The following is a 21,015-nucleotide window of genomic DNA, read 5'->3' on the forward strand; positions in this document are numbered from 1 at the left end:
CTCTGCTCGTGCCTTCGTTCATGGCAAGCGCAAAACAAAACAGCCGCCACCCAGGCTGCCACCGTTCTCTATCGCCAGCGAACCGCGCTTGCGGCCGTTCTTGTGCAGTCGCGCCACCTGGTCCGAAAAGTAAAAGCCCAGGCCGGTGCTGCCGGTCTCAAAGCTCACACCCTGGTCGGTGGGAATGTCCTGGTTAATCAGCATGCGCTGGGGGTAGCCCTGGCCGTTGTCCTCCACCCGCAACTCCAGGCGCTTGTCCTTGACGGTGGCCAGGATGTGGATTTTGTCGGTGGTGTAGTGGTAGGCATTGTTCAGTGCATTGACCAGCACGCCCTTGACCAGTTCGCGGTCCATGTACCAGTAGCAGTCGGGTGCGCAGTCCACGCTCACCACAATGCCTTTGAATTCCATCATCGACTGGTTTTGCATCACGGCTTCCTCAATCACCTCGGCTACGGCCTGCTCGGTGATGTCCATGGGATAGATCGACTTGCTCAGCTTGTACAGGCTCAGCAGTTCCACCAGGTTCAGGTTCATGCGGTTGGCCTGGTAGATCACCCGCCCCAAGTCCTGGAACATGGCGTCATCGCCCGTTTCCCGGCTTTTCAGCGCGATGCCTTCCAGCGCACTGACCTGAAGATTGAGCGAGTTCTTCATGTCGTGAATGCAGGACGCAATCAAGTCGGTAAAGCTGATGTCTTCTGGCGCCATTGTCTGTTTCTCCCGCAGTGTGGAAGCCCCCTTGCATACCAAAGGGCGCCCGCAAAAGGCCCCTGAATTGTGAGTTCACACCCGATACTAAACCGGCAGCAGCCCTTTTTTGGTTGGCAGGGCTGACGCAAGGCACCTTCCGTGGGGTGTTTTGCCAAGTAATATCGGTGTCCGAGACAGAAATACAACGAGACAAGACACCATGCCCATCCCATTCCCTACCTCTTTCCCCCCAGTCCGATCAGTCAGCCGCCGCAGCGTGCTGGCAGCCAGTGCCGGTGTGGCACTTGCGGCCGGTGGCGTGCCGGCTCTGGCCCAAAGCAAGATTGTCTTGCGCATCTCCACCCCGGCCGTGCCGGATGACTGGCACGCCAGGATGTGGACCGTGTTCAAGGACAGCCTGGAGAAGAGCGCACCGGGTGAGTTTGATGTGCAGATCAACCTGAATGCCTCGCTCTTCAAGCAGGGCGCAGAGCCCACTGCCATGGCGCGCGGCAACCTGGAGCTGACCACCGTCTCGGCGCAGGACTTGGCCAAGCAGGTACCCGAGTTCTCCATCTTCACTGCCGGCTACATCGTGCGCGATCCGGCCCAGCAGCAGAAAATCTTTAACGGCCCCATTGGCGCCGAGATGTTCAAGCTGGTGGCCGAGAAGATGGACATCTCACCCCTGTCCACCTGCTACTACGGCACCCGCCAGGTCAATCTGCGCGAAGTGCGCACCGTCAAGACCCCGGCCGACCTCAAGGGCGTGAAGCTGCGCATGCCCGGCTCCAAGGAGTGGCTGTTCCTGGGCGAGGCGCTGGGCGCCACGCCCACGCCGCTGGCTTTTGGCGAGGTGTACCTGGGCCTCAAAAGCGGCACCATTGACGGCCAGGACAACCCGCTGCCCACCGTCAAGGCGGCCAAGTTCTATGAAGTGACCAAGCAGATCGTGCTCACCAGCCATCTGGTGGACGCGCTGTTCATCGCCATTTCCAGCAAGACGCTCAAGGCCCTGAGTCCGGCCAACCAGCAAAAGGTGCTGGCTGCAGCCAAGGCGGCATCGGCCTACAACAACGACAACCGCATCAAGGAAGAGGCGCAGCTGGTGGAGTTCTTCAAGAAGGAAGGACTGCAGGTCAGCACCCCCGACCTGGATGCCTTCCACAAGACCGTGCAGGCAGCCTACCAAAATTCGGACTATGCCAAAGTCTGGCCCAAGGGCCTGCTGGAACGCATCAACGCGACCAAATAGCCCGCCCCTGTGAAAGCCCTGCGATTCTTGCGGGCCGCTGCCCAAGCCCTGGGCGGCGGCCTGTTCCTCACCCTGTTTGTCGTCTTCATCCTGCAGGTCACAGCCCGCTTTGGCTTCAACAAACCCTTGCCCTGGACTGACGAGGCCGCCGTGGTGCTCTACGTCTGGGTCATCCTCTGGGCGGCGGCAACAATAGTCCCCGAGCGCGAACATGTGGTGTTTGACCTGCTGTGGAACATGGCACCGCGGCGCGTGCGGCTGGGTATGCGTATCGTGGGCAATCTGGTGGTGGGCGGCTTGGCCGCCGTGGCTATTCCGGCCACCTGGGACTATGTGCACTTCATGCAGCGCGAGAGCACTCCCGTGCTGGGTATCCCGTTTATGTGGGTTTTCCTGCCCTTTGTCTTCCTGATGCTGGCCTTGGTGGCGCGCTGTGCCTGGGCGGTTTACACGGCGCTGCGTGGACAGGGGCTGGAAGCGGAGCTGCATCTCTCATGAGTCAGCATGCATTGGCCATCCTTGCCCTGGTGCTGGTGGGCGGCATGCTCTTGCGCATGCCGATTGGCTTTTCCATGCTGGCCGCTGGCATTGGCTACCTGCTGGCCAAGGGGCAGGACCTGGGCCTGGTGGCCGAGCAAGTGGGCAACGGCCTGTACAACAGCTACGTGCTGCTGGCTGTGCCCATGTTCGTGTTTGCCGCCAACATCATGAACGCGGGCACGGTGAGCGAGCGCCTGTTTGATTTTTGCCGCATCCTGGTGGGCCGCATGCGCGGCGGCTTGGCGCAGGTGGACATTCTGGTGAGCGTCATCTTCTCGGGCATGAGCGGCAGCGCCATTGCCGACGCCGCAGGCCCTGGCCTGGTAACCATCCGCCAGATGCTCAAAAAGCCCGAATACTCGCGCGGCTTTGCCGGTGCCGTGGTGGTGGCCAGCGCCACGCTGGGCCCCATCATTCCGCCTTCCATTCCCATGGTGATTTACGCGCTGGTGTCGGGTGCTTCGGTGGGCGCGCTGTTCCTGGGCGGCGTGCTGCCAGGTGCATTGATGGCGATTTTGATGATGGTGGTGGTGCACTTCATTGCCACCAAGCGCAACATGCCGCGCGAGGACAAGATTCCGCTGCGCGAGTGGCCCGCCATCCTCTACCGCGGCGCCTTGCCGCTGTCCATGCCCATCGTGCTGCTGGGCGGCATTTACTCCGGCGCCTTCACCCCCACCGAGGCCGCGGCCGTGGCGGCCCTGCACGCGCTCATCCTGGCCGGGGTGGTGTACCGGGCGCTGACCTGGCGCACGTTCTGGGGCGTGGTGATGGAGTCCACCCGGGGCAGCGCCGTCATCACGCTGATCCTGGCGGGCTCCTTCATGTTGAACTACGCCTTCACGTCGGAAGGCGTACCCCAGGCCATGGCGCTGTGGGTAGACAGCATGCATTTGTCGCAGCTGAAATTCCTGCTGCTGGTGAACCTGATGTTCCTGGTGCTGGGCTGTTTTCTGGATGTGTCGGTGCTGCTCTTGGTGTTTGTGCCCATGCTGCTGCCTGCAGCCAAGCTGCTGGGGGTGGACCTGGTGCACTTTGGCGTGCTGGTGGTGCTCAACATGATGATCGGCCTGATCCACCCGCCATTTGGCATGCTTTTGTTCGTCACCAAAGCGCTTACCGGCATCCCGATTGGCGAGATGATGCAGGAGGGATGGCCGTTTCTGGTGATGCTGCTTTTGCTGCTGCTGACGATTACGGTGTTCCCGCCAATCGTGCTCTGGTTGCCGCAAACCATGGGCTATGTCACGCACTGAGGGCCAAGGGCTTCGGCTGGCGCAGTGCCTACCAAGGGGTGCCGTCATGAAGAGCCTTGTATTTGCCGTGTGTTGCTGTGCCGTGCTGCTGCTGGGCACGGTGGGACTTGGCCCTTCGGCCCACGCCGCCCCATTGGCTGAAGCCTCCTTGCCCCGCCGGGACCTGACGGTGGAATTGCGTCAGATTGAAGAGGGGCATGATGCGCCGGGCAGCTACTCCGCAGGCAGATCCGATGACCACACCTGGGAGCCGCAATCGGTGCAGGTGCGCAATGGCGAAAAAGCGCTGCTGCGCATGAACGACGCAATTCCCATGCAGTGGACGCAGTCGGTGAGCACGCAAAGCACCTCAGCCACCGCCAAGCCCCAGGCCAGCGTGAGCAATGCCCTGGTCTGGTTTGATGCCGGCCAAAGCCTGTCGGTGCAAGCCAAATGGCCCGGTGGCAACAAGCCCGCCGTGTTGGTGATCGAAGTGCAACGCGCCGCAATGGACGCGCAGGTGGGGGCGGCCTTGCCGGCACAGAAGCGCAACACCGTGTCCACCACAGTTACCGTGCCGCTGGCCGAATGGGTCACGGTGGCGGCTACCGGTCGGGCGGCCAAGGCCGGTGTGTACAGCAGTGACGCGGGGGTGTTGGGGCGCAGGCTGTTGCAGGTGCGGGTGATGGCGCCTTGAGTTGTTTTGCTTGAGTTTGGTTTTTTCAGTGGTGTCTTTTTCGCTCGCTGCGCGGGAAGGGGGTATGCCGGGCGCCTCATGGCGGAGTACCGCAAATCGGCGCCCGGCACACCCCCTTCCCGCGCGAACCATTCGCAGACGAAACGCTTCAAGACACGGTGGACTGAGCGATCGCGTGGCTGCGCGGCTGTTGGAATTCCCATCAAGCGAAACAACGCCCCAGTGAGCAGGAGGGGCAAGGGCGGGCGACGATTTGCGGTACTCCGCCATGAGGAGCTCGCCCTTGCCCCTCCTGCGCACCCACACGCAGGCATGAACGGTATTTAAACCTCAGCAGTCTTCAAAGCATCCAAGGCCGCAGACAAAGCCTGTACATCGCCCACAGGCTCCAACTGCTCCGCCAGAACAGACAAGGCCGCCACTCCGTCCTTTTGCAGCAGCCCAATGCTCTTGCCCGCCATCTGCGGCGTCTCCAGCCCCAGACTTTGCAGCAGCACAGTTCCCTTGCTGTCGGCCAGCTTGAAGTAGAACTTGCCGTCCTTCTCGCGGTACTGCTTGAAGCCCACACCAGAAGTTTTGGCCACTTTGACCTTGGCCTGCACCACACCGGAAGTCAGGCTGCGCAATCCCACGGCCTGGCGCAGTTGGGCCATGAACGGTGTTGCAATCGCGCGGGCCTTTTGGGCACCGGCCAGCAGCAGGGCTTCGACTTCCTCAGGGTGCTCCATCAGGTGCTGGTAGCGCGCCCGCATGGGGGCGATCTCCTGGTCAATGCGCTCCAGCAAAATTTGCTTGGCATCACCCCAGGCAATGCCGCTGGCGTAGGCTTCGCGCAGCGTGGCCGTCTCGGCTTCCGTGGCAAAGGCCTGGTAAATCTGGAACAGGGCCGAGCCCTCGGTGTCCTTGGGTTCACCGGGTGCGCGCGAGTCGGTCACGATGCCGGCTATTAACTTCTTGAGCTGCTCGCGGCTGGCAAACAGCGGGATCGTGTTGTCGTAGCTCTTGCTCATCTTGCGACCGTCCAGGCCGGGCAGGGTGGCTACCGACTCTTCGATGGCAGCTTGCGGCGGCACAAAGTGCGCGCCGTAGCGGTGGTTGAAGCTGTGCGCCATGTCGCGCGCCATCTCGATGTGCTGGATCTGGTCGCGCCCCACCGGCACCTGGTGGGCGTTGAACATCAGGATGTCGGCGCCCATCAGCACCGGGTACATGAAGAGGCCGGCCGTCACATCGCTGTCGGCGTCCACGCCGGCAGCGGTGTTCTTGTCCACCGAGGCCTTGTAGGCATGCGCCCGATTGAGCACGCCCTTGCCCGTCACGCAGGTCAGAAACCAGGTCAGCTCCGGGATCTCGGGCACATCGGACTGGCGGTAGAACACCACGCGCTGCGGGTCCAGCCCGGCGGCCAGCCAGCTGGCGGCGATCTCCAGGGTGGAGCGCTGGATTCGATCGGGCTGGTCGATCTTGATCAGCGCGTGGTAGTCGGCCAGAAAGTAAAAGCTCTCCACGCCGGGCGTCAGGCTTGCGCGCACCGAAGGGCGGATCGAACCCACATAGTTGCCCAGGTGCGGCGTGCCGCTGGTGGTGATGCCGGTGAGGAAACGAACGGGGGCAGAAGAAGATGGCATGCAGTGCAACACAACAATAAATGAAAGAAGGAGGCGCCTGGCTTGTGCGGGCCTTAGCGGACCAGCGCAGCCAGAGGCGACAGCAGCAGATCCACCAGGCCAAAGGTCAAGGCCATCACCGGTTGCATCCACAGGCTGCTGACAATGCCGCTGACCACCAGGGCCATGACGATGAAGAAGCCGTAGGGCTCCACACGAGAAAACGCCATGGCCTGCTTGTAAGGCAGCAGGCCGACCACGATGCGCCCGCCATCCAGCGGCGGTAGCGGGAACAGGTTGAAGGCAAACATCACGATGTTCACCAGCACGCCGCCTTGGCACATCTTCATGAAGAACACCTCGGTAATGCCCGCACCATGCAGCACGTACAGCAGGATTCCCCAGACCAGGGCCTGCGCGAGGTTGGCCGCAGGGCCTGCCAGCGCCACCCAGACCATGTCGCGCTTGGGGTTGCGCAGGTTGCCAAAGCGCACCGGAACCGGTTTGGCGTAGCCGAACAGAAAGGCGCCCGAGGTGGCAAAGTACAGCAGCAGGGGCATCAGGATGGTGCCCACGGGGTCGATGTGGACGATGGGGTTGAGCGTAACGCGCCCCAGCTGCCAGGCCGTGTTGTCGCCAAAGTGGCGCGCCGCGTAACCGTGTGCCGCCTCGTGCACCGTGATGGCAAACAGCACGGGCAGGGCGTAGATGGCAACGGTTTGAATCAGTTGAGCAATGTCCATCCCGGCATTGTCTCAGAGAGCGGCTTGCGCCGCCCTCGGTTCATCACTTCAAAGCGATGGTGACAGGCACAGTGGCCGTAGCTGTCAGTCCGGCGTTGTCAGTCACCACCACCTTCAGGGTGTAGCGGCCAGCCACCGGGGCGGGCCAGCGTGCAGTGATGGTCGTGCCACTGACCGAAAAGCCCATGCCCAAGGGCACACCCGAGATGGAGATGGACAGGTAGGTGGCCGTGGGGTCGGAAATGGCGATGGTGCCGCTCATGGCTTTTCCAACCACACCGGTCATGGCGGGTGCAGTGATCACCGGGCCGGCCGTGGCAATCTTGACGGTATACACACCCTGGCCGGTGAGGCCGGTCTTGCTGTCCTTGGCAATGACCGTCACGGTGTAGCTGCCCAGAACCGGGCTGGCCCAGGTCACCAGACCGGCGGTGCTGATGGCCATGCCAGCTGGTGCGCCGCTCAGGCTGTAGGTCACCGGGTTGGGTGCGGTTGCCGTTGCGCTGAAGGACAGGGCCACACCGGGCTTGCCCTGCACCGTGGCACTGCTGAGCGAGGGCGGCAGGGGCGCAGAGATGGCGATGGTGATCACGCCCTGACCGGTGAGCGCGGTCTTGCTGTCCTTGGCCAGCACGGTGACTTTGTAGCTGCCTGCTATCGGGCTGGCCCAGGCCAGGACGCCGGTGCTGCTGATGGCCATGCCTGCTGGTGCGCCGCTCAGGCTGTAGGTCACCGGGTTGGCGGCCTTCACTGCGGTGGCGTAGCTCAGCGCGGTTCCAGCGGTGCCGGTAATGGAAGCAGCGGTGACGACCGGTGCGGCTTGCTGGGCAATGGTGACGGTGTAGACGCCTTGACCACTCAGCGCGGTCTTGCTGTCCTTGGCGGTCACGGTAACTGCGTAGCTGCCAATCACAGGTGTGGTCCAGGTCACCACGCCGGTGCTGCTGATGGCCATGCCTGCAGGTGCGCCGCCCAGGCTGTAGGTCACCGGGTTGGCTGCGGTCACCGAAGCAGTAAACGACAGGGGCGTACCGACCACGCCGCTGATGGCAGCGGGTGTCACCACCGGAGCGGTGGCGGCGGTGGTTCCGGTGAGCGCGCTCAACAGTCCGGTGACGTTGGGCGTGCCCAGGCCGGTCAGCGGGTCATAGCCCACCTTGGCCGTGCACAGGGCGCAGGTGCCGTCGCTGCCTGCGGTGATGTCGGCAAACGCGCTGTAGTAGGTGCCGGGCACGGTGGAAATCTGTCCATACAGCACGGCGTGGGGCGCGCCAAGGGCCGGCTTGCCGTTGAGTGCCCGTGCAGCATTGGCCACCGCGATCAGGCCGGCCCACTGCGGCGTGGACAGGCTGGTGCCGCCCACGCTGAGCCAGCTCATGGCGGTGGTACCAGGGGTCAGCACGGCAACATACTGGCCGGATGCGGGGTCGGCGTTGAAGGCTACGTCGGCCACGGCGCGGCGTGCCAGCGTGCCCATGCCGGGGACGGCGCTGGTCTGGTAGCTGGGCTTGGCGGTATAGGCGCTGACGCCACCCCCTGTGCCCGACCAGCCCACTTCGCTGCGTGCGCCAGTACCCGTGTAGGTGAGGGTTGTTCCACCCACAGCCACCACGTTGGGCGACACCGAGGGCCAGGACACGGCGGCACCGGAGTCGCCGGTGGCAGCCAGGTAGGTCATGCCGGGTGCGGTGAATACGGAATCGACCGATGCCGTCCAGCTGCCTTCCAGCGCGCCAAAGCTCATGGACACAATGCCGGGGCCCATGGTGTTGGCCAGCTTGACGGCGCCCAGCAGGCTGTTGAGGGAAGCATCGGCCGCCTCAATCAGGACAATGCGTGCCAGCGGTGCCGTGGCATGCGCCCACTGCACGTCCAGCGTGATCTCGGTAGCCCAGCCGGAGTCATAGGCCGGCGCGGTGGACGTCATCCCGCCTGCTGCCGTGTTGTAGACCACGGAGAAGTCACAGCCTGTGAGGGGTGCCGCTGGCAGGGGCAGCGTGGCGGTGATGGCAATGGCCCTGGTGGTGCAAGTGGGCAGACCGAATTTCTGGTTGAACGCGGCCAGCTCGGCCACCACATTGGGGTCATGCTGCGCATCCACGATGTAGATGGTTTGGCCAGCGCCCAGCTGGGCGGCCTGCGCCGTGGTCAGTGCGGTGCCAGTTGCAGGCAGGGCGGGCAGGCCATAGGCTGCGCGGATCTGTGCGGGTGAATACGTGCTCACCACACTGCTGGCGGCCATGGGCGTTACCGTACCGTCTGGGACCATGCCGGGGTTGTGCCGGGCGCGCATTCTGCGGGGCTCGCGCATGTCCTGAACCGTGAGCTGGCGGGTGGACAGGTCTGACAGATCGGCGGCCATGTGCTGGCTGTGCGGGCTGCGGCGCGCCGACGCGTCTGGATTGACGGCATCCGCATTGTCTGGCTCCTGCAGCAGGCCGGGTGCCGAGTGGAAGAAGGGCTGGGCAATTTCCAGTGCAGCCGCTTCCGGCAGCACGGCCATGTTCATCGACAGGGTGGTGGTGCCAGTGGCTACTTGCTGGGTGGGGATGCTGCTTGCGGTGCCATCGGTCCCACCGCCACAGGCGGCCAACAGCAGGGAGGCTCCGGCGGCAAGAACCCAGCTGCGTGGGTGCGCGTGGCGGCAAAGAAGGGAATGTATTTTCATGGCAAACGCTCCAAAAAATGGGCGAGGGCCACGCAGAACAATGTGTGAAGCACATTGGCAACCCCGCTGCCGTTGCGCTTGCGCGCTTTAGGCCGGAGGCTTTGCGTCCCAGTCTTTCGACTGGTTTGCCCTCAACAACTGCGGATTGCAGAAGTTGAACGGAAGTATAGGTATCTTTTTTATCAATTGCAAGCAAATGTTTCGTGTCGGCATTGGTTGCTGCCGGATGTCACAAAAGTGCCTATTCCAGAGTGAGGCAGAAGCGCTGTGCCAATGCATCACGCGCCTCTGCCACGGCTTCGGGCCAGCTGTCGTAATGTTTTTGCCTGAACACTCTGGCGCTGGGGTACCAGGGGCTGTCCTGGCGGCCCAGCAGCCAGCGGTAGTCGGGCACGGCGTGCACCAGCACCCAGACCGGTTTGCCCAGCGCCGCCGCCAGATGGGCTATGGATGTGTCCACCGTGACCACCAGGTCCAGGTTGGCAATCAGCGCTGCGGTCTGCGAAAAGTCCGTTAGCGAAGCCCCATGCCGGTGCAGCTGCGGCAGGGCTGCCAGTGCCTCCTCGTCTTGGGCCCGGCTCTCCTGTTGCAGGCTGTGAAAGTCCAGAGGCAGCTCCAGTAGCGGTTGCAGGGCAACGAGTGCGATGCTGCGCCGGTGGTCATGCAGGTGCTTGGGGTTGCCAAACCAGACCAGGCCTAGGCGGGGCCGTTGGCGCGGGCCCAGCGTGTGGGCCCAGGCCGCTTGCAGCGCGCCATCGGCAAAGTAGTAGGGGCAGGGGGCTGGCACCGTGTCCAGCGTAGTGGAGAAGGCATAGGGCAAGCTCATCACCGGGCAGTGGAAATCAAAGTCCGGGTGCTCGGCGTTGCCGATGATGGTCTTGATGGCAGGATGCATGCTTTGCAGCAGCGGGTGCAGGGTGCGTGGCGCGCCGAACACCACGCTGCCGCCCCGTGCAATCACATCGAGCGCGTAGCGCGAGAACTGGATCACATCGCCAAAGCCCTGCTCGCAGTGGATGAGCAGCGTCTTGCCTGCGATGTCTTCGCGCCCGGTCCACTGCGGCACGTCGAAGCTGCGCTGGGTCTCGCCGCCATCGCGCTTCCAGCGCCGTTCGTAGTGCAGCCAGCCGTTTGCATAGTCGCCGTGCAATAGTGCCGCCAGGGCCTTGGCCCAATGGAAGTTGGCGTTGTCGGGTTGCAACTGCAGCGCCAGGTCAAAGCTGGCGATGGCCTCTGGCAGGCGCAGAGCCTGCTGCAGGGAGTTTCCCCGGTTGAAGGCCGCCGCCACAAAGCCGGGGTTCAGGTCCAGGGCTTGCTGGTAGGCCTGTGCGGCTGCGTCAAAGCGCTTCAGGGAATGCAGCACGCGGCCCCTGTTGTAGTGCAGGTTGGCGTTATCCGGGGCGCGCTCGGCACAGCGTTGCTGCAGTGCCAGTGCCTCTTCATATTCGCCCAGATGGTCCAGGGATACGGCCAGCTTGTGCAGTGCGTCCAGGGAGTCGGGTTGCATTGCCAGCGCAGTTGTCAGGCTGGCTTTGGCCAGCGCATATTCGCCCAGCTGCAGGCGGATATCAGCCAGCTGCATGGCGGTGCCGAAATCTGGCTGCAGCGATAGCGACAGGTCCAGCAGGCGTGCGGCCATGGCAGGTTGCCCTGCGTCTATTTCCAGCAGGCCCAGCAGCTTGGCCACATGGGGGTTCTGTGGTTGTGCCACCAGCAGTTCGAGGTAGGCCGCGCGCGCCGCCTCCCACTGGCCTTGGGCGTGCAGGTCCGCCGCATGCTTGATCTTCTGCAACCAGTCTGCGCTGGGTAGTGTCAGGTTCTTCATGGCGAAGAATCTTAAGTCAGGCCCGGCGATTGGGCCACCCGTCACATCAACGCGGGCAGCTGCCCGGGCGGCAGCGGCTTAAAGCCCCAGCAGTGCTGCGTCGCCGCGTCCCTGGCGGATGATCTCCGGCGTCTCGCCGCTCAGGTCCACCACCGTGGTGGGCTCCTGTGGGCAGGCGCCGGCGTCCACCACCCCGGCAATGACCTTCTCGAAGCGTTCGCGGATGTCCTCGGCATCATTGAGGGGATGGGTGTCACCCGGCGGTATCAGCGTGGTGGCCAGCAGCGCCGAGCCATGCAGGGTGAGCAACTCCTGCAGCACCTTGTGGTCGGGCACGCGCAGGCCTATGGTCTTGCGCGAGGGGTGGCTCACGCGCCGGGGTACTTCCTTGCTGGCTTCCAGGATGAAGGTGAAGGGCCCGGGTGTGGCGTTCTTGAGCAGACGGAACTGGCGGTTGTCCACCTTGGCATAGCTGGAGAGCTCGCTCAGGTCGCGGCACAGCAGGGTGAGCTGGTGTTTGTCGTCCACGCCGCGCACGCGGCGCAGGCTGTCGACCGCGTTCTTGTCATCCAGGTGGCAGACAAAGGCGTAGCTGGAGTCGGTGGGCACAGCCAGGATGCCGCCTTTTTCCAGCAGGGCTACGGCTTGTTTGAGGAGGCGGGTTTGGGGGTTTTCGGGGTGAACTTCGAAGTACTGTGCCATCGTGCGGTCTTGCTTTTCTTATTGAATCCGGCTGCCAAGCAGGTCCCAGACGGGGGTGAGTTGGCTGTTGAGCAGGGGCAGGGTGCCCAGCTCGGTGTGGCTCTCGGCGGGGCTGTGGAAGTCGCTGCCGCGCGAGGCGGCCAGGCCAAATTCGCGCGCGGTGTGGGCGTAGCTGACGTACTCGGCGGCGCTGTGGCTGCCGGTGACCACTTCCACACCCTGGCCGCCAAAGCCCTTGAACTCGGTGAACAGGGCGAATTCTTCGTTGGGGGTGAACTTGTAGCGTGCCGGGTGGGCCACCACGGCCACGCCACCGGCCTGGGTGATCCAGGTCACTGCGTCCCTGAGCGTGGCCCAGCGGTGCGCCACATAGCCGGGCTTGCCTTCGGTGAGGTATTTGCGGAACACCTCGTTGGTGTCTTTGCACACGCCGCTCTCCACCAGAAACCGGGCGAAGTGGGTACGCGAGATCAGCTCGGGGTTGCCCACATAGGGCAGGGCGCCTTCAAAGGCACCGGGGATGCCGACCTTTGCCAGTCCCTCGGCCATTTCCCTGGCCCGCTGGGTGCGCCCGCCGCGCGTGTCGCGCAGGCCTTGCGCCAGGGCGGCATTGTTCACATCAAAGCCCAGGCCCACGATGTGCACCGTGTGGCCGATGAAGGTGACCGATATTTCCACGCCGGTCAGGTACTTCATGCCCTGGGCGTGCGCCGCCGCCAGCGCGCGCGCCTGGCCGCCGATTTCGTCATGGTCGGTCAGGGCCCACAGTTCGACGCCGTTGGCCTTGGCGCGCGCAGCCAGGTCTTCCGGGGTCAGGGTGCCGTCGGATACAACCGAGTGGCAGTGCAGGTCGGCGTTGAGCAGGTGGGAGGTGGAGTGGGTCACACGGCCATTTTAGGCCTGCGCGTCAAAGCCATCGGCCAACTGGAAACTTAGCCTTGCACCGGTCTGCGGATGGGCAAAGGCCAGCTCGCTGGCGTGCAGCAACAGGCGCGGGCTGGCCGCAGCGATTTCCGGGGGCGCATACAGCGCGTCGCCCACGATGGGGTGGCCTATGGCCTGCAGGTGTACACGCAGTTGGTGGGTGCGGCCAGTGAGCGGCTCGAGCTCCAGGCGCGTGGCGTTGCGCTGGGAGTCATAGTGCAGTGTGCGCCAGCGCGTGCTGCTGGGCTTGCCCAGTTCCAGGTCAATCTTGCGCAGGGGACGTCGGGGCCAGTCGACCATGATGGGCAACTCTATGGTCTGCCATTCGTCGCTCGCGTGGCTTTCGCTCTCGCGGCAGTCGCCACTGGCCAGGGCCACATAGCGCTTGTGCACGCGGCGCTCGGCAAAGTCGGCGTTGAGCAGGCGCTGGGAGGCAATGCCGCGCGCCATCACCATCAGGCCCGAAGTGGACATGTCCAGCCGGTGCACGATCAGAGCGTCCGGAAACTGCGCCTGCGCCATGCCGCTCAGGCAATGGTCGCTGGTCTTGCCCGGCACGGCCAGCAGGCCGGAGGGCTTGTTGAGCACCACGATGGCCGCATCGGCATAGACCACCTGCAGTTGCTGCGCTTCAGTCAGCATGGCCACCCAGAATCAGGCGCTGCACGGTCTCGCACAACTCATTCACGTCATTGGGTTTGTAGACCAGGGCACTGGCACCGGCCTCGAAGGCGCTTTTTTCGATTTCGGGGGTGACATAGCCGCTGGCCAGCGCCACCGGCAAATCTGCGCGCAGGGCCTTGGCCGCGCGCAGCAGGTCCACGCCGCTGAAGCCTGGCATGTTGTAGTCGGTCACCAGTAAATCGAAATCCTGGGCGCGCTCGGCAAGGGCGGCCTGTGCCTCCAGCGGGTCGGTAAAGCTGGTGACGGTAAAGCCCTTGCGGCGCAGCACCCGCTCCACCAGAAACACCAGGGCCTGGTCGTCGTCCACGTACATCACATGGCGTCCCTGGCCGTGCACTGCGGGTGCGGGTGCGGGTGGTTCATCGGCCACGGGCACGGCTTCATCACAGGTCGGGAAGTACAGGTGAAAAATACTGCCCTGGGCCGGTGTGCTGTGCACATCAATGCCGCCCTGGTGCGTCTTCATGATGCCGTGCACCACCGACAGCCCCAGGCCCGTGCCCTGGCCCACCTGGCGGGTGGTGAAGAAGGGCTCGAAGATGCGTTGCAGCGTGCTCTGGCTCATGCCGCTGCCGGTGTCCTGCACCGACAGGTCCACATAGTGGCCGGGCGGCACGCCCACGCGGCTGCACTCCGGAAAATCCAGCAGGGTGTTGCCCAGTGCAATCGTCACCAGGCCCTTGGTCTGGCCCACGGCCAGGATCGCGTTGGTGCACAGGTTGAGCAGGGCCTGCTCCACTTGGGTGGCATCGGCCAGTACGGTGGCGCAGTCGGGCGCCTCCAGAACCCGGATTTCCACCCCCGGGGGCACCGTCACTTTGACCAGGCGCACCGTCTCGTGCACCACCTCGGACAAACGCATGGGCGTGCGCCGGGCCGGCTCATTGCGGCTGAAGGTCAGGATCTGGCGCACCAGGTCACGGGCCCGGCGCCCGGCCTTCTCGATCTCGTCCAGGCTGACCAGTGCGCCGGACTGGGCGGCCGTGTCCTGCTTGGCCAGTTCCACATTGCCCAGGATGGCGCTCAGGATGTTGTTGAAGTCGTGCGCAATGCCACCGGCCATGGTGCCCACGGCCTGCATTTTTTGTGACTCGCGCAGCTGCGTCTCCAGCGCCAGGCGCTGTGCCTCGGCACGTTTGCTGGCAGTCAGGTCGCGTGCGAACAGGGTGGTGATGGCGCTGCTGCCATGCTGCGGCGTGCCCGTGGCGCTTTCCTGCGACACGCTGATCTCCACAAAAATATGCTCACCCTGCAAAGTGGTAGCCGGGTATTCCCCCAGCATGGCCTGCGCCGCTACCGAGCCCTGCTTGAGCAGCTTTTCTACCTCCGGCAAAAAGCGCGACAGCGGGCTGCCAAAGGCCGACTTGGCGCTGCAGCCAAACAGCCGGGTGGCCGCCGGGTTGAAGACGCTGATGCACAGGCTCTCATCCACGCACAGGATGGCGTCGAGCGACGAGTTGATGATGGCCGCCATGCGGGTTTCGCTGACGAGCAAGTCCTCATTGCTTTGCACCAGCACCGCAGCACTTTCCTGCAAGGCCAGGCGCTGGGCCAGCAGCGGGCCCTGGTCGATGATGGCGCAGATGAAGTGGGCAAGGTCGTCCTGCGGGTTCTCGATGCGGGCGATGTGCAGGTCACCGGTAAACGTGCCCTGCGCGCCGCTCTGGAAAACCACTTCGCTCACTTCGCTGGCGCCGCTGCTCTTGGCGCTGAGAAACGACACGGCCACTTCGTCGGCATGGTCGGGCCCTACAAAGGGCAGCAGGAAGTTGAGCGGCGGGTCGCTCTCCAGCGGCTGGAACAGGCGCAGCGCCATGGCGTTGCTGGCCAGCACCAGGCCCTCTTCGTCCACCACCATCAGGGCCAGGGGCACGCTGGAAAACAGCGTGGCAAAGCGCTCGGAGGCGCCTTCGGCCTCCTGCTGGCTGTAGCGCAAGGCCTTGTTCTGGATTTCCAGCTCGGCCTGGTATTTGCGCAGGTCGGCAATCATCTGCGCCGGGCGGTAGCCGTCGATGATCAGCTCTTGTGTGGGGTCCTGTGGCTGGGTTGGGCGCACAGTTGTACGCGGTGTGACCCGGATCCCGCGGTGCCTGTGCAAACTAGGCATGGCTTGCGGTCTTTCGCACCGGTGCCAGGGGGGGTGTGGCAGAGGTGAGGGTCGGTAGCATGGATTGAATTTTAGGGCGCCCGCGTGCGGCGAAACTTGTTTATATCAAACTCGCTCAGGGCCGGTGCCTGGTTGCCCCAGCTGCTGCGGATATGGCTGAGCACAGCCGCCAGTTCGGCGTCGCTCAGGCGCAGCGCAAAGGGTGGCATGCCAAAAGGGTGTGGCTGGCCTTTGGTGGCCGGTGCAAAGCCGCCTGCCAGTACGCTGTTGATCAGGTTGTTGGGCGGCACCTGCAACACGGTGCGGTTGCCCGCCAAGGCCGGATAGGCACCCGCGCGGCCCTGGCCTTGTTCGCCATGGCAATCGGCACATTGTGTTGTGTAGAGCCTGGCGCCCTGTGCCAGGACCGTGCTGCTGGCCCGGCCCCCTGTTGCGTTGGCTACTGCGACGCGCTGTGGCAGAGCCTTGAGGTAGACCGCCATGGCCCGCGCATCGGCATCGTTCAGGTACTGCGTGCCGTGCAGCACCACCTCGGCCATGGGGCCGCTGGCCTGGGCCTGGCGGCTGCTGCCGGTTTGCAACAAGGTGGTGATATCGGCCAGCGTCCAGTCGGCCACCGATGCGCCGCCTGGCTCGCTGAACGAGGGGGCGAACCACTGGCCATCGCTCAGCACGCTGCCGCCTGTGCCGGGCGCTTCGGGTGCGCCCGACAAGGCACCCAGTGCATTGCGTGCGCCATGGCACTCCAGGCAGTGTCCGGGGCCCCGCACCAGGTAGCGACCGCGCTGCCAGTCGGCACTATCCGCAGGCACCACGTGCGCGGGTGCAGTCGGGGCTGCGCTGTCGGCTGGTTTGAAGAACAGGGCACGCCAGCCCCGCAGGGCCAACGCTGTGTTGAAGGGCCAGCGCAGTGCGTGGCTGGTGTTGTGCTGCGCAGCAGGGGGCACGGTCTTCAGGAACGCAAAAAGGGCGTCGGCATCCCCACGCGTCAGATGGGTGTAGCTGGTGTAGGGGAAGGCCGGGTAGAGCGCATGGCCGTCCTTGGACAAGCCCAGATGCAATGCGCGCCAGAAGTCGTCGGCTGTCCACTTGCCAATGCCCTGCACCGGGTCGGGCGTGATGTTGGTGGAGAACACGGCGCCGAAGGGTGTATCAATGGCACGGCCACCTGCATACGCCATGCCGCCGCGTTGGGTGTGGCACAGCGCGCAATTGCCAAGGCGCGCCAGATAGGCGCCCCGTGCGGCCAGTGGGTCCGCGTCCTGCGGCCGCAGGGTGGCGGGCGTGGGCGCATCGGCTGCAGTGTCGCTGCCGCAGCGCATCTCTGGTGTTGCGGGTGGGGCCGGTGGCCTGCGGTCGGCTGCCTGCGCATGGGCCGGTACCGCTTGTGCGGCAAGCCAGCGCGCAATCGCACTGGCATCGCCGGGGCTGAGCCGCTTGGCGACTTGGGCCATGCAGTCGGGCTCGGCCGCATGGCGCTGTCCTGTCTGCCAGCCACCCAGCTGCGCCACGAGGTAGTCCGCCGGCAAGCCCAGCAGCCCGGGTGTGGCCGGGTTCACGCCGGTGAGCTGCAAGCCATGGCACTGGGTGCATGCGGGAACGCCCTGGGCCTTGTCACCCTGCAGCACCAGCTGGCGTCCGCGCTCCAGTTCACGCGGGGTGGCCGTGCTCTTCGCGGGGGGTGGGTAGGGCAGTGCGAGGGCAGAAAAATACCCGGCCAATGCATGCAGATAGTCGTCATCCAGCGTGTCCAGCAAACCCTGCATCAGCGGGTAATGGCGACGCCCGCTGCGGATATGGATCAACTGGTTGTAGAGGTAGCCTGCAGGCTTGCCCGCCAGGCGCGGGTAGTAGCCGTCGGGCCCGGCCTGGCCCTGCGCTCCATGGCAAGCGGTACAGGCCAGCGCGCGCTGTGCCATGTTGTCTTCAAAATGGGTGGCTGACAGCGCAAGGGTGTTCAAAGCCAAAGCAAGCCACAGCAGCAGAATTAAGCGAATGAACCCCATATCAAACTGAGCTTAAGGCATCGCGGTGGCTGGTGAGCAGCGGAGGGCCAATGAGGCTGTACACCGGCACAGGGTGGCTGTATGGCCCAGTGTTCACGGGCATTTGCGGCGACAATGCAGCTTTGATATTTCGCAATCGTACAACGCTAATACATGTCCAGCACGACAACTCTTCACGTGCGTCCCGCCACTTTGCGCGACGCCAAGCAAATCGCCGAACTCCACAACGCCACCGTTCGCGATGCCTTCAAGACCATTGCCATCGACACGCCCATTCCCGTCGTACCTGTGGACAAGCGCCAGGCTTACTGGCGCGAAGCCATCGAATACAGCGAACCGCAGGTGCATGTGGCCATTGACGACGACAAGATCGTGGGCTTCGTGGGTTTCGATCGTTCGCGTGACAAGGGCACACCGCCCACCATGGGTGAAATCTGGGCCATCTATGTGGCCACCAGCCACTGGGGCCGTGGTGTGGGTCTGGCGCTGTGGGACGCTGCACGCGAAGGCTTGCAGGAAGAGGGCTGCGCCAAGGTCAGCATCTGGCTGCCGATTGCCAATGACCGTGCCGTGCGCTTTTTTGAGCTGGCTGGTTTGAAGCGCGAAATGTCCAGCGCCAAGACCATCGCAGTCGGCGGCGTAAAGATCGAAGAGATTCGTCTCAGCCGGACACTGTAAGCGGCAGAGCACAGCGCTCGGCCAGCCACCGGTCAATCACCTGCGGGTCATTGACCGTGCGCAGTTCCAGATAGGCAGCCGTTGCTTGTGGATAGCGGTGGCGCAAAAAATTCAGCCATTGCTTGAGTCGACCGGCCTGCTTTTTGCGGTCCAGGCGCGTGCGTACCAGCTGCCAGAAGTCGGCCACCAGCGGCAGCAAGGTGGGCCAGGCAATGACGGGCGCAGCGTCGGCCGGGCCTTCGCCAGACCCGTGGCCATCTCCATCCCCCAGCGCCGCAATCGCCAGCGCCAGCCCCGGATCGGTCACCATGCCGCGGCCCAGCATCAGGTCGCCACAACCGGAGAGCGCGCGGCAGCGCAGCGCGTCCTGCACATTCCAGATTTCACCATTGGCGATGACCGGTATGCGCACCACGGCGCGGATGTCGGCAATGCGTTCCCAGTAGGCGGGAGGGCGGTAGGCGTCGGCCTTGGTGCGCGCATGTACCACCAGCTCGGTGGCGCCGCCCTCCTGCAGCGCCAGTGCGCATTCCTCGGCCCGTTTGTCATCGTGCAGCCCCAGCCGCATCTTGGCCGACACGGGCATGTGTGCGGGCACGGCGCGGCGCACCGCGCACAGGATGCGGCTGAGCAATTCCGGGTCTTCCAGCAGGGCGGCACCGCCGCCGTGGCGGTTCACCACCTTGGCGGGGCAGCCAAAATTCAGGTCCACGCCAAACGGCCCCAGGCTGGCCAGCACGGCGGCGTTGTCGGCCAGGCAGGCCGGGTCCGAGCCCAGCAGCTGCGGGCGCACCGGCACACCGGCAAAGGTGCGCCCGCCGTTGTGCAGCTCGGGCACGATGCGCTCAAACACGCGCGCGGGCAGCAGGGTGTTGGTCACGCGGATGAACTCGGAGACGCAGCGGTCAATTCCGCCCGAGCGGGTGAGGATGTCGCGCAGGACAAAGTCCAGCAGGCCCTCCATGGGCGCCAGCACCAGGGTGTCAGGACGCACTGCGCAATCGCTGGAAAGTGAGCTGCAGCACGCGCGCATCGGCACTGGCCCGGTGCCTCTGGGCACCGCGCTCGGAGCCGATTTGCGCCTTGATCTGGTGCCACCGCTCGGCTTCGGTTTCAGTCAGCAACACGCGCAGGTTCTCAAGCTTGAAAGTGGGTGTCATGTCGGCGGCGTCAAACAGGGCGCCCAGCCAACTGTAGTCATTGGCCCAGCCATCGGAGTAGACGGTTTGCCCACGCAAATCGGTGTTGAGCTTGCGCGCTACTTGCTCCACGGTCTGCCCTTTTGCCTGCAGCAGGGTGCGCGGTATGTGGTGGGTCATCGCGGCCTGTGCGTCCCAGTGGGTCCAGTGTTCCAGCGGGCGGATCAGCGTGCAAAACGTGTGGCCGTCCGGCAGCACGAAACCGACTTCTATCGGGTAACTGTTGCGGCCAAAGCCCGAGGCCTCCACATCCAGCACGGTGGGCAGACTGAGTGTGGCGGTGGCTGGTACGGTGGCGGCAAGTGGCATGGGTTTTTCGCGGTTCGGGGCATTGTGCTACAGCCCCGGTGGCTTGGACATCCTCCATTTCCCGCCCATGCAAGTTGTGGGCCTGCATCGCCGGTCGCGACAACCGCCGCTGGGCCATCGCCAATTTGCTATCCTGCAAGGCTTCCTTCACCACCGTGCCTCTGCGCATCGCTCCCATGGCCAGCAGTCTTTTTGCCCTTCTCGATGACATAGCCACCCTGCTGGACGATGTAGCGCTGCTGACCAAAGTGGCTGCAAAAAAGACGGCCGGTGTGCTGGGCGATGACCTGGCGCTGAACGCCCAACAGGTCAGCGGTGTGGCCGCCGACCGGGAGCTGCCGGTGGTGTGGGCCGTGTGCAAGGGCTCGCTGGTCAACAAGCTGATTCTGGTGCCCCTGGCCATGGTGCTGAGCGTGACCATGCCCTGGCTGATCACGCCGCTGTTGATGCTGGGTGGCGCCTACCTGTGCTATGAGGGTTTCGAGAAGCTGGCGCATGCCTTCATGCACCGCGCCGGCGACCCGGATGACCTCAGCGATGAGCTGATGCAGGCCCTGGCCGATCCGTCGGTGGACCTGGTGGCGCTGGAGAAGGACAAGATCAAAGGCGCCATCCGCACAGACTTTGTGCTGTCGGCCGAGATCATCGCCATCACCCTGGGCACGGTGCAAAGCAGTGTGTGGACCACCCAACTGGCCGTGCTGTCGGGCGTGGCCTTCATCATGACGGTGGGCGTGTACGGCCTGGTGGCCGGCATCGTGAAGATTGACGACCTGGGCCTGTACCTGAGCCGCCTGCCCGTGCAGGGCAGCCGCTGGAAGCAGGCTTTGGGCCTGTGGCTGCTGGACGCCGCACCCTGGCTGATGAAGGCCCTGTCGGTGCTGGGCACGGCCGCCATGTTCCTGGTGGGTGGAGGCATCCTGGCACACGGCCTGCCCTTTGTGCACCACGCGGCTGAGGCTATCGGCGAAGGCTTTGCTGCAGGCGTGGGCACAGCGGGCGCCTGGTTGGCCCCGGTGGTGTCGCTCAGCCTGGACCTGCTGGTGGGAGTGGCCGCAGGTGCCCTGGTGCTGGTGCTGGTGATGGCCGGGCAGCGGCTGGTACACATGCTGCGGCCCGCGCGTGGCAGCTGAGGTGGGTGAG

General features: G+C 64.5%; 18 protein-coding genes and 1 riboswitch. Of the genes, 6 read left to right on the top strand and 12 right to left on the bottom strand.

From position 1 onward, the window contains the following. Nucleotides 1-18: 18 nt before the first annotated feature. Nucleotides 19-711 carry a sensor histidine kinase gene (locus DIC66_RS12060; RefSeq protein WP_117177483.1) on the bottom strand — a complete coding sequence of 231 codons (693 nt, stop codon included), beginning with the start codon at nt 709-711 and terminating at the stop codon, nt 19-21. Nucleotides 712-913: 202 nt separating this feature from the next. Between DIC66_RS12060 and DIC66_RS12065 the strand changes: the two genes are divergently transcribed. From DIC66_RS12065 to DIC66_RS12080, 4 genes are read left to right on the top strand one after another with little or no spacing between them, the layout of a single operon-like run. Next, nucleotides 914-1,948, top strand: coding sequence for a sialic acid TRAP transporter substrate-binding protein SiaP (locus DIC66_RS12065; protein ID WP_117177485.1), 1,035 nt, complete (start codon nt 914-916; stop codon nt 1,946-1,948). A gap of 9 nt (nt 1,949-1,957) precedes the next feature. Further along, nucleotides 1,958-2,446 carry a TRAP transporter small permease gene (locus DIC66_RS12070; RefSeq protein WP_233505892.1) on the top strand — a complete coding sequence of 163 codons (489 nt, stop codon included), beginning with the start codon at nt 1,958-1,960 and terminating at the stop codon, nt 2,444-2,446. Further along, a complete protein-coding gene (locus tag DIC66_RS12075; protein WP_117177487.1) occupies nt 2,443-3,744 on the top strand; it encodes a TRAP transporter large permease in 1,302 nt (433 codons plus the stop codon). Before DIC66_RS12070 ends, DIC66_RS12075 begins: the two co-directional genes overlap by 4 nt. A gap of 46 nt (nt 3,745-3,790) precedes the next feature. Beyond that, on the top strand, nt 3,791-4,420 hold the full coding sequence (locus DIC66_RS12080) for a hypothetical protein (RefSeq protein ID WP_117177489.1): 630 nt from the start codon (nt 3,791-3,793) through the stop codon (nt 4,418-4,420). Between the two features lie 323 nt (nt 4,421-4,743). Here the strand turns inward: DIC66_RS12080 and DIC66_RS12085 are convergent, their stop codons facing one another. From DIC66_RS12085 to DIC66_RS12125, 9 genes are all read right to left on the bottom strand, one after another. Then, nucleotides 4,744-6,048: a tryptophan--tRNA ligase gene (locus tag DIC66_RS12085; RefSeq protein ID WP_117177491.1), complete on the bottom strand. Its 1,305-nt coding sequence runs from the start codon at nt 6,046-6,048 to the stop codon at nt 4,744-4,746. Nucleotides 6,049-6,101: 53 nt separating this feature from the next. Continuing rightward, nucleotides 6,102-6,770, bottom strand: a complete 669-nt coding sequence (locus DIC66_RS12090) for a site-2 protease family protein (RefSeq protein ID WP_117177493.1) — start codon at nt 6,768-6,770, stop codon at nt 6,102-6,104. 43 nt (nt 6,771-6,813) lie between these two features. After that, a complete protein-coding gene (locus DIC66_RS12095) occupies nt 6,814-9,438 on the bottom strand; it encodes a putative Ig domain-containing protein (RefSeq protein WP_117177495.1) in 2,625 nt (874 codons plus the stop codon). A gap of 53 nt (nt 9,439-9,491) precedes the next feature. Continuing rightward, a riboswitch (cyclic di-GMP riboswitch) is annotated at nt 9,492-9,578 on the bottom strand. 101 nt (nt 9,579-9,679) lie between these two features. Further along, complete coding sequence (locus DIC66_RS12100) at nt 9,680-11,263, bottom strand: tetratricopeptide repeat protein (protein ID WP_117177496.1); 1,584 nt, start codon at nt 11,261-11,263, stop codon at nt 9,680-9,682. 78 nt (nt 11,264-11,341) lie between these two features. Beyond that, nucleotides 11,342-11,965: an L-threonylcarbamoyladenylate synthase gene (locus tag DIC66_RS12105; RefSeq protein ID WP_117177498.1), complete on the bottom strand. Its 624-nt coding sequence runs from the start codon at nt 11,963-11,965 to the stop codon at nt 11,342-11,344. Nucleotides 11,966-11,983: 18 nt separating this feature from the next. Then, entirely contained in the window at nt 11,984-12,850 is an 867-nt protein-coding gene (locus tag DIC66_RS12110; protein WP_117177500.1) for a 3',5'-nucleoside bisphosphate phosphatase, read from the bottom strand. Nucleotides 12,851-12,859: 9 nt separating this feature from the next. Then, nucleotides 12,860-13,531 carry an RluA family pseudouridine synthase gene (locus tag DIC66_RS12115; protein ID WP_117177608.1) on the bottom strand — a complete coding sequence of 224 codons (672 nt, stop codon included), beginning with the start codon at nt 13,529-13,531 and terminating at the stop codon, nt 12,860-12,862. Further along, a complete protein-coding gene (locus tag DIC66_RS12120; protein WP_233505897.1) occupies nt 13,521-15,563 on the bottom strand; it encodes a PAS domain-containing hybrid sensor histidine kinase/response regulator in 2,043 nt (680 codons plus the stop codon). Before DIC66_RS12120 ends, DIC66_RS12115 begins: the two co-directional genes overlap by 11 nt. A 188-nt stretch (nt 15,564-15,751) precedes the next feature. Next, on the bottom strand, nt 15,752-17,599 hold the full coding sequence (locus DIC66_RS12125) for a c-type cytochrome (protein WP_158558903.1): 1,848 nt from the start codon (nt 17,597-17,599) through the stop codon (nt 15,752-15,754). 264 nt (nt 17,600-17,863) lie between these two features. On the opposite strand from DIC66_RS12125, the gene DIC66_RS12130 reads away from it, so the two are divergent. Further along, nucleotides 17,864-18,364, top strand: coding sequence for a GNAT family N-acetyltransferase (locus DIC66_RS12130; RefSeq protein WP_338052492.1), 501 nt, complete (start codon nt 17,864-17,866; stop codon nt 18,362-18,364). Here the strand turns inward: DIC66_RS12130 and DIC66_RS12135 are convergent. Together DIC66_RS12135 and DIC66_RS12140 are read right to left on the bottom strand one after the other, a co-directional pair. After that, nucleotides 18,348-19,328 carry a tRNA-dihydrouridine synthase gene (locus DIC66_RS12135; protein WP_117177610.1) on the bottom strand — a complete coding sequence of 327 codons (981 nt, stop codon included), beginning with the start codon at nt 19,326-19,328 and terminating at the stop codon, nt 18,348-18,350. The genes DIC66_RS12130 and DIC66_RS12135 overlap by 17 nt on opposite strands. A 19-nt stretch (nt 19,329-19,347) precedes the next feature. Next, complete coding sequence (locus tag DIC66_RS12140) at nt 19,348-19,872, bottom strand: 3'-5' exonuclease (protein WP_117177508.1); 525 nt, start codon at nt 19,870-19,872, stop codon at nt 19,348-19,350. A gap of 176 nt (nt 19,873-20,048) precedes the next feature. Here DIC66_RS12140 and DIC66_RS12145 point away from each other — a divergent pair, with 176 nt between their 5' ends. Next, nucleotides 20,049-21,005 carry a DUF808 domain-containing protein gene (locus tag DIC66_RS12145; RefSeq protein ID WP_117177611.1) on the top strand — a complete coding sequence of 319 codons (957 nt, stop codon included), beginning with the start codon at nt 20,049-20,051 and terminating at the stop codon, nt 21,003-21,005. Nucleotides 21,006-21,015: the final 10 nt, after the last annotated feature.

The organism is Rhodoferax lacus (assembly GCF_003415675.1).
In the GTDB taxonomy this organism is placed as follows: Bacteria; Pseudomonadota; Gammaproteobacteria; order Burkholderiales; family Burkholderiaceae_C; genus Allorhodoferax; species Allorhodoferax lacus.

Excerpts from the sequence above, each read along its gene's own strand:
- DIC66_RS12060 (WP_117177483.1), bottom strand. The coding sequence starts at position 711 with ATGGCGCCAGAAGACATCAGCTTTACCGACTTGATTGCGTCCTGCATT.
- DIC66_RS12065 (WP_117177485.1), top strand. The coding sequence starts at position 914 with ATGCCCATCCCATTCCCTACCTCTTTCCCCCCAGTCCGATCAGTCAGC.
- DIC66_RS12075 (WP_117177487.1), top strand. The coding sequence starts at position 2,443 with ATGAGTCAGCATGCATTGGCCATCCTTGCCCTGGTGCTGGTGGGCGGC.
- DIC66_RS12080 (WP_117177489.1), top strand. The coding sequence starts at position 3,791 with ATGAAGAGCCTTGTATTTGCCGTGTGTTGCTGTGCCGTGCTGCTGCTG.
- DIC66_RS12085 (WP_117177491.1), bottom strand. The coding sequence starts at position 6,048 with ATGCCATCTTCTTCTGCCCCCGTTCGTTTCCTCACCGGCATCACCACC.
- DIC66_RS12090 (WP_117177493.1), bottom strand. The coding sequence starts at position 6,770 with ATGGACATTGCTCAACTGATTCAAACCGTTGCCATCTACGCCCTGCCC.
- DIC66_RS12095 (WP_117177495.1), bottom strand. The coding sequence starts at position 9,438 with ATGAAAATACATTCCCTTCTTTGCCGCCACGCGCACCCACGCAGCTGG.
- DIC66_RS12100 (WP_117177496.1), bottom strand. The coding sequence starts at position 11,263 with ATGAAGAACCTGACACTACCCAGCGCAGACTGGTTGCAGAAGATCAAG.
- DIC66_RS12105 (WP_117177498.1), bottom strand. The coding sequence starts at position 11,965 with ATGGCACAGTACTTCGAAGTTCACCCCGAAAACCCCCAAACCCGCCTC.
- DIC66_RS12115 (WP_117177608.1), bottom strand. The coding sequence starts at position 13,531 with ATGCTGACTGAAGCGCAGCAACTGCAGGTGGTCTATGCCGATGCGGCC.
- DIC66_RS12120 (WP_233505897.1), bottom strand. The coding sequence starts at position 15,563 with ATGATTGCCGACCTGCGCAAATACCAGGCCGAGCTGGAAATCCAGAAC.
- DIC66_RS12125 (WP_158558903.1), bottom strand. The coding sequence starts at position 17,599 with ATGGCACAGCGCGCGCTGGCCTGTACCGCTTGCCATGGAGCGCAGGGC.
- DIC66_RS12135 (WP_117177610.1), bottom strand. The coding sequence starts at position 19,328 with ATGGAGGGCCTGCTGGACTTTGTCCTGCGCGACATCCTCACCCGCTCG.
- DIC66_RS12140 (WP_117177508.1), bottom strand. The coding sequence starts at position 19,872 with ATGCCACTTGCCGCCACCGTACCAGCCACCGCCACACTCAGTCTGCCC.
- DIC66_RS12145 (WP_117177611.1), top strand. The coding sequence starts at position 20,049 with ATGGCCAGCAGTCTTTTTGCCCTTCTCGATGACATAGCCACCCTGCTG.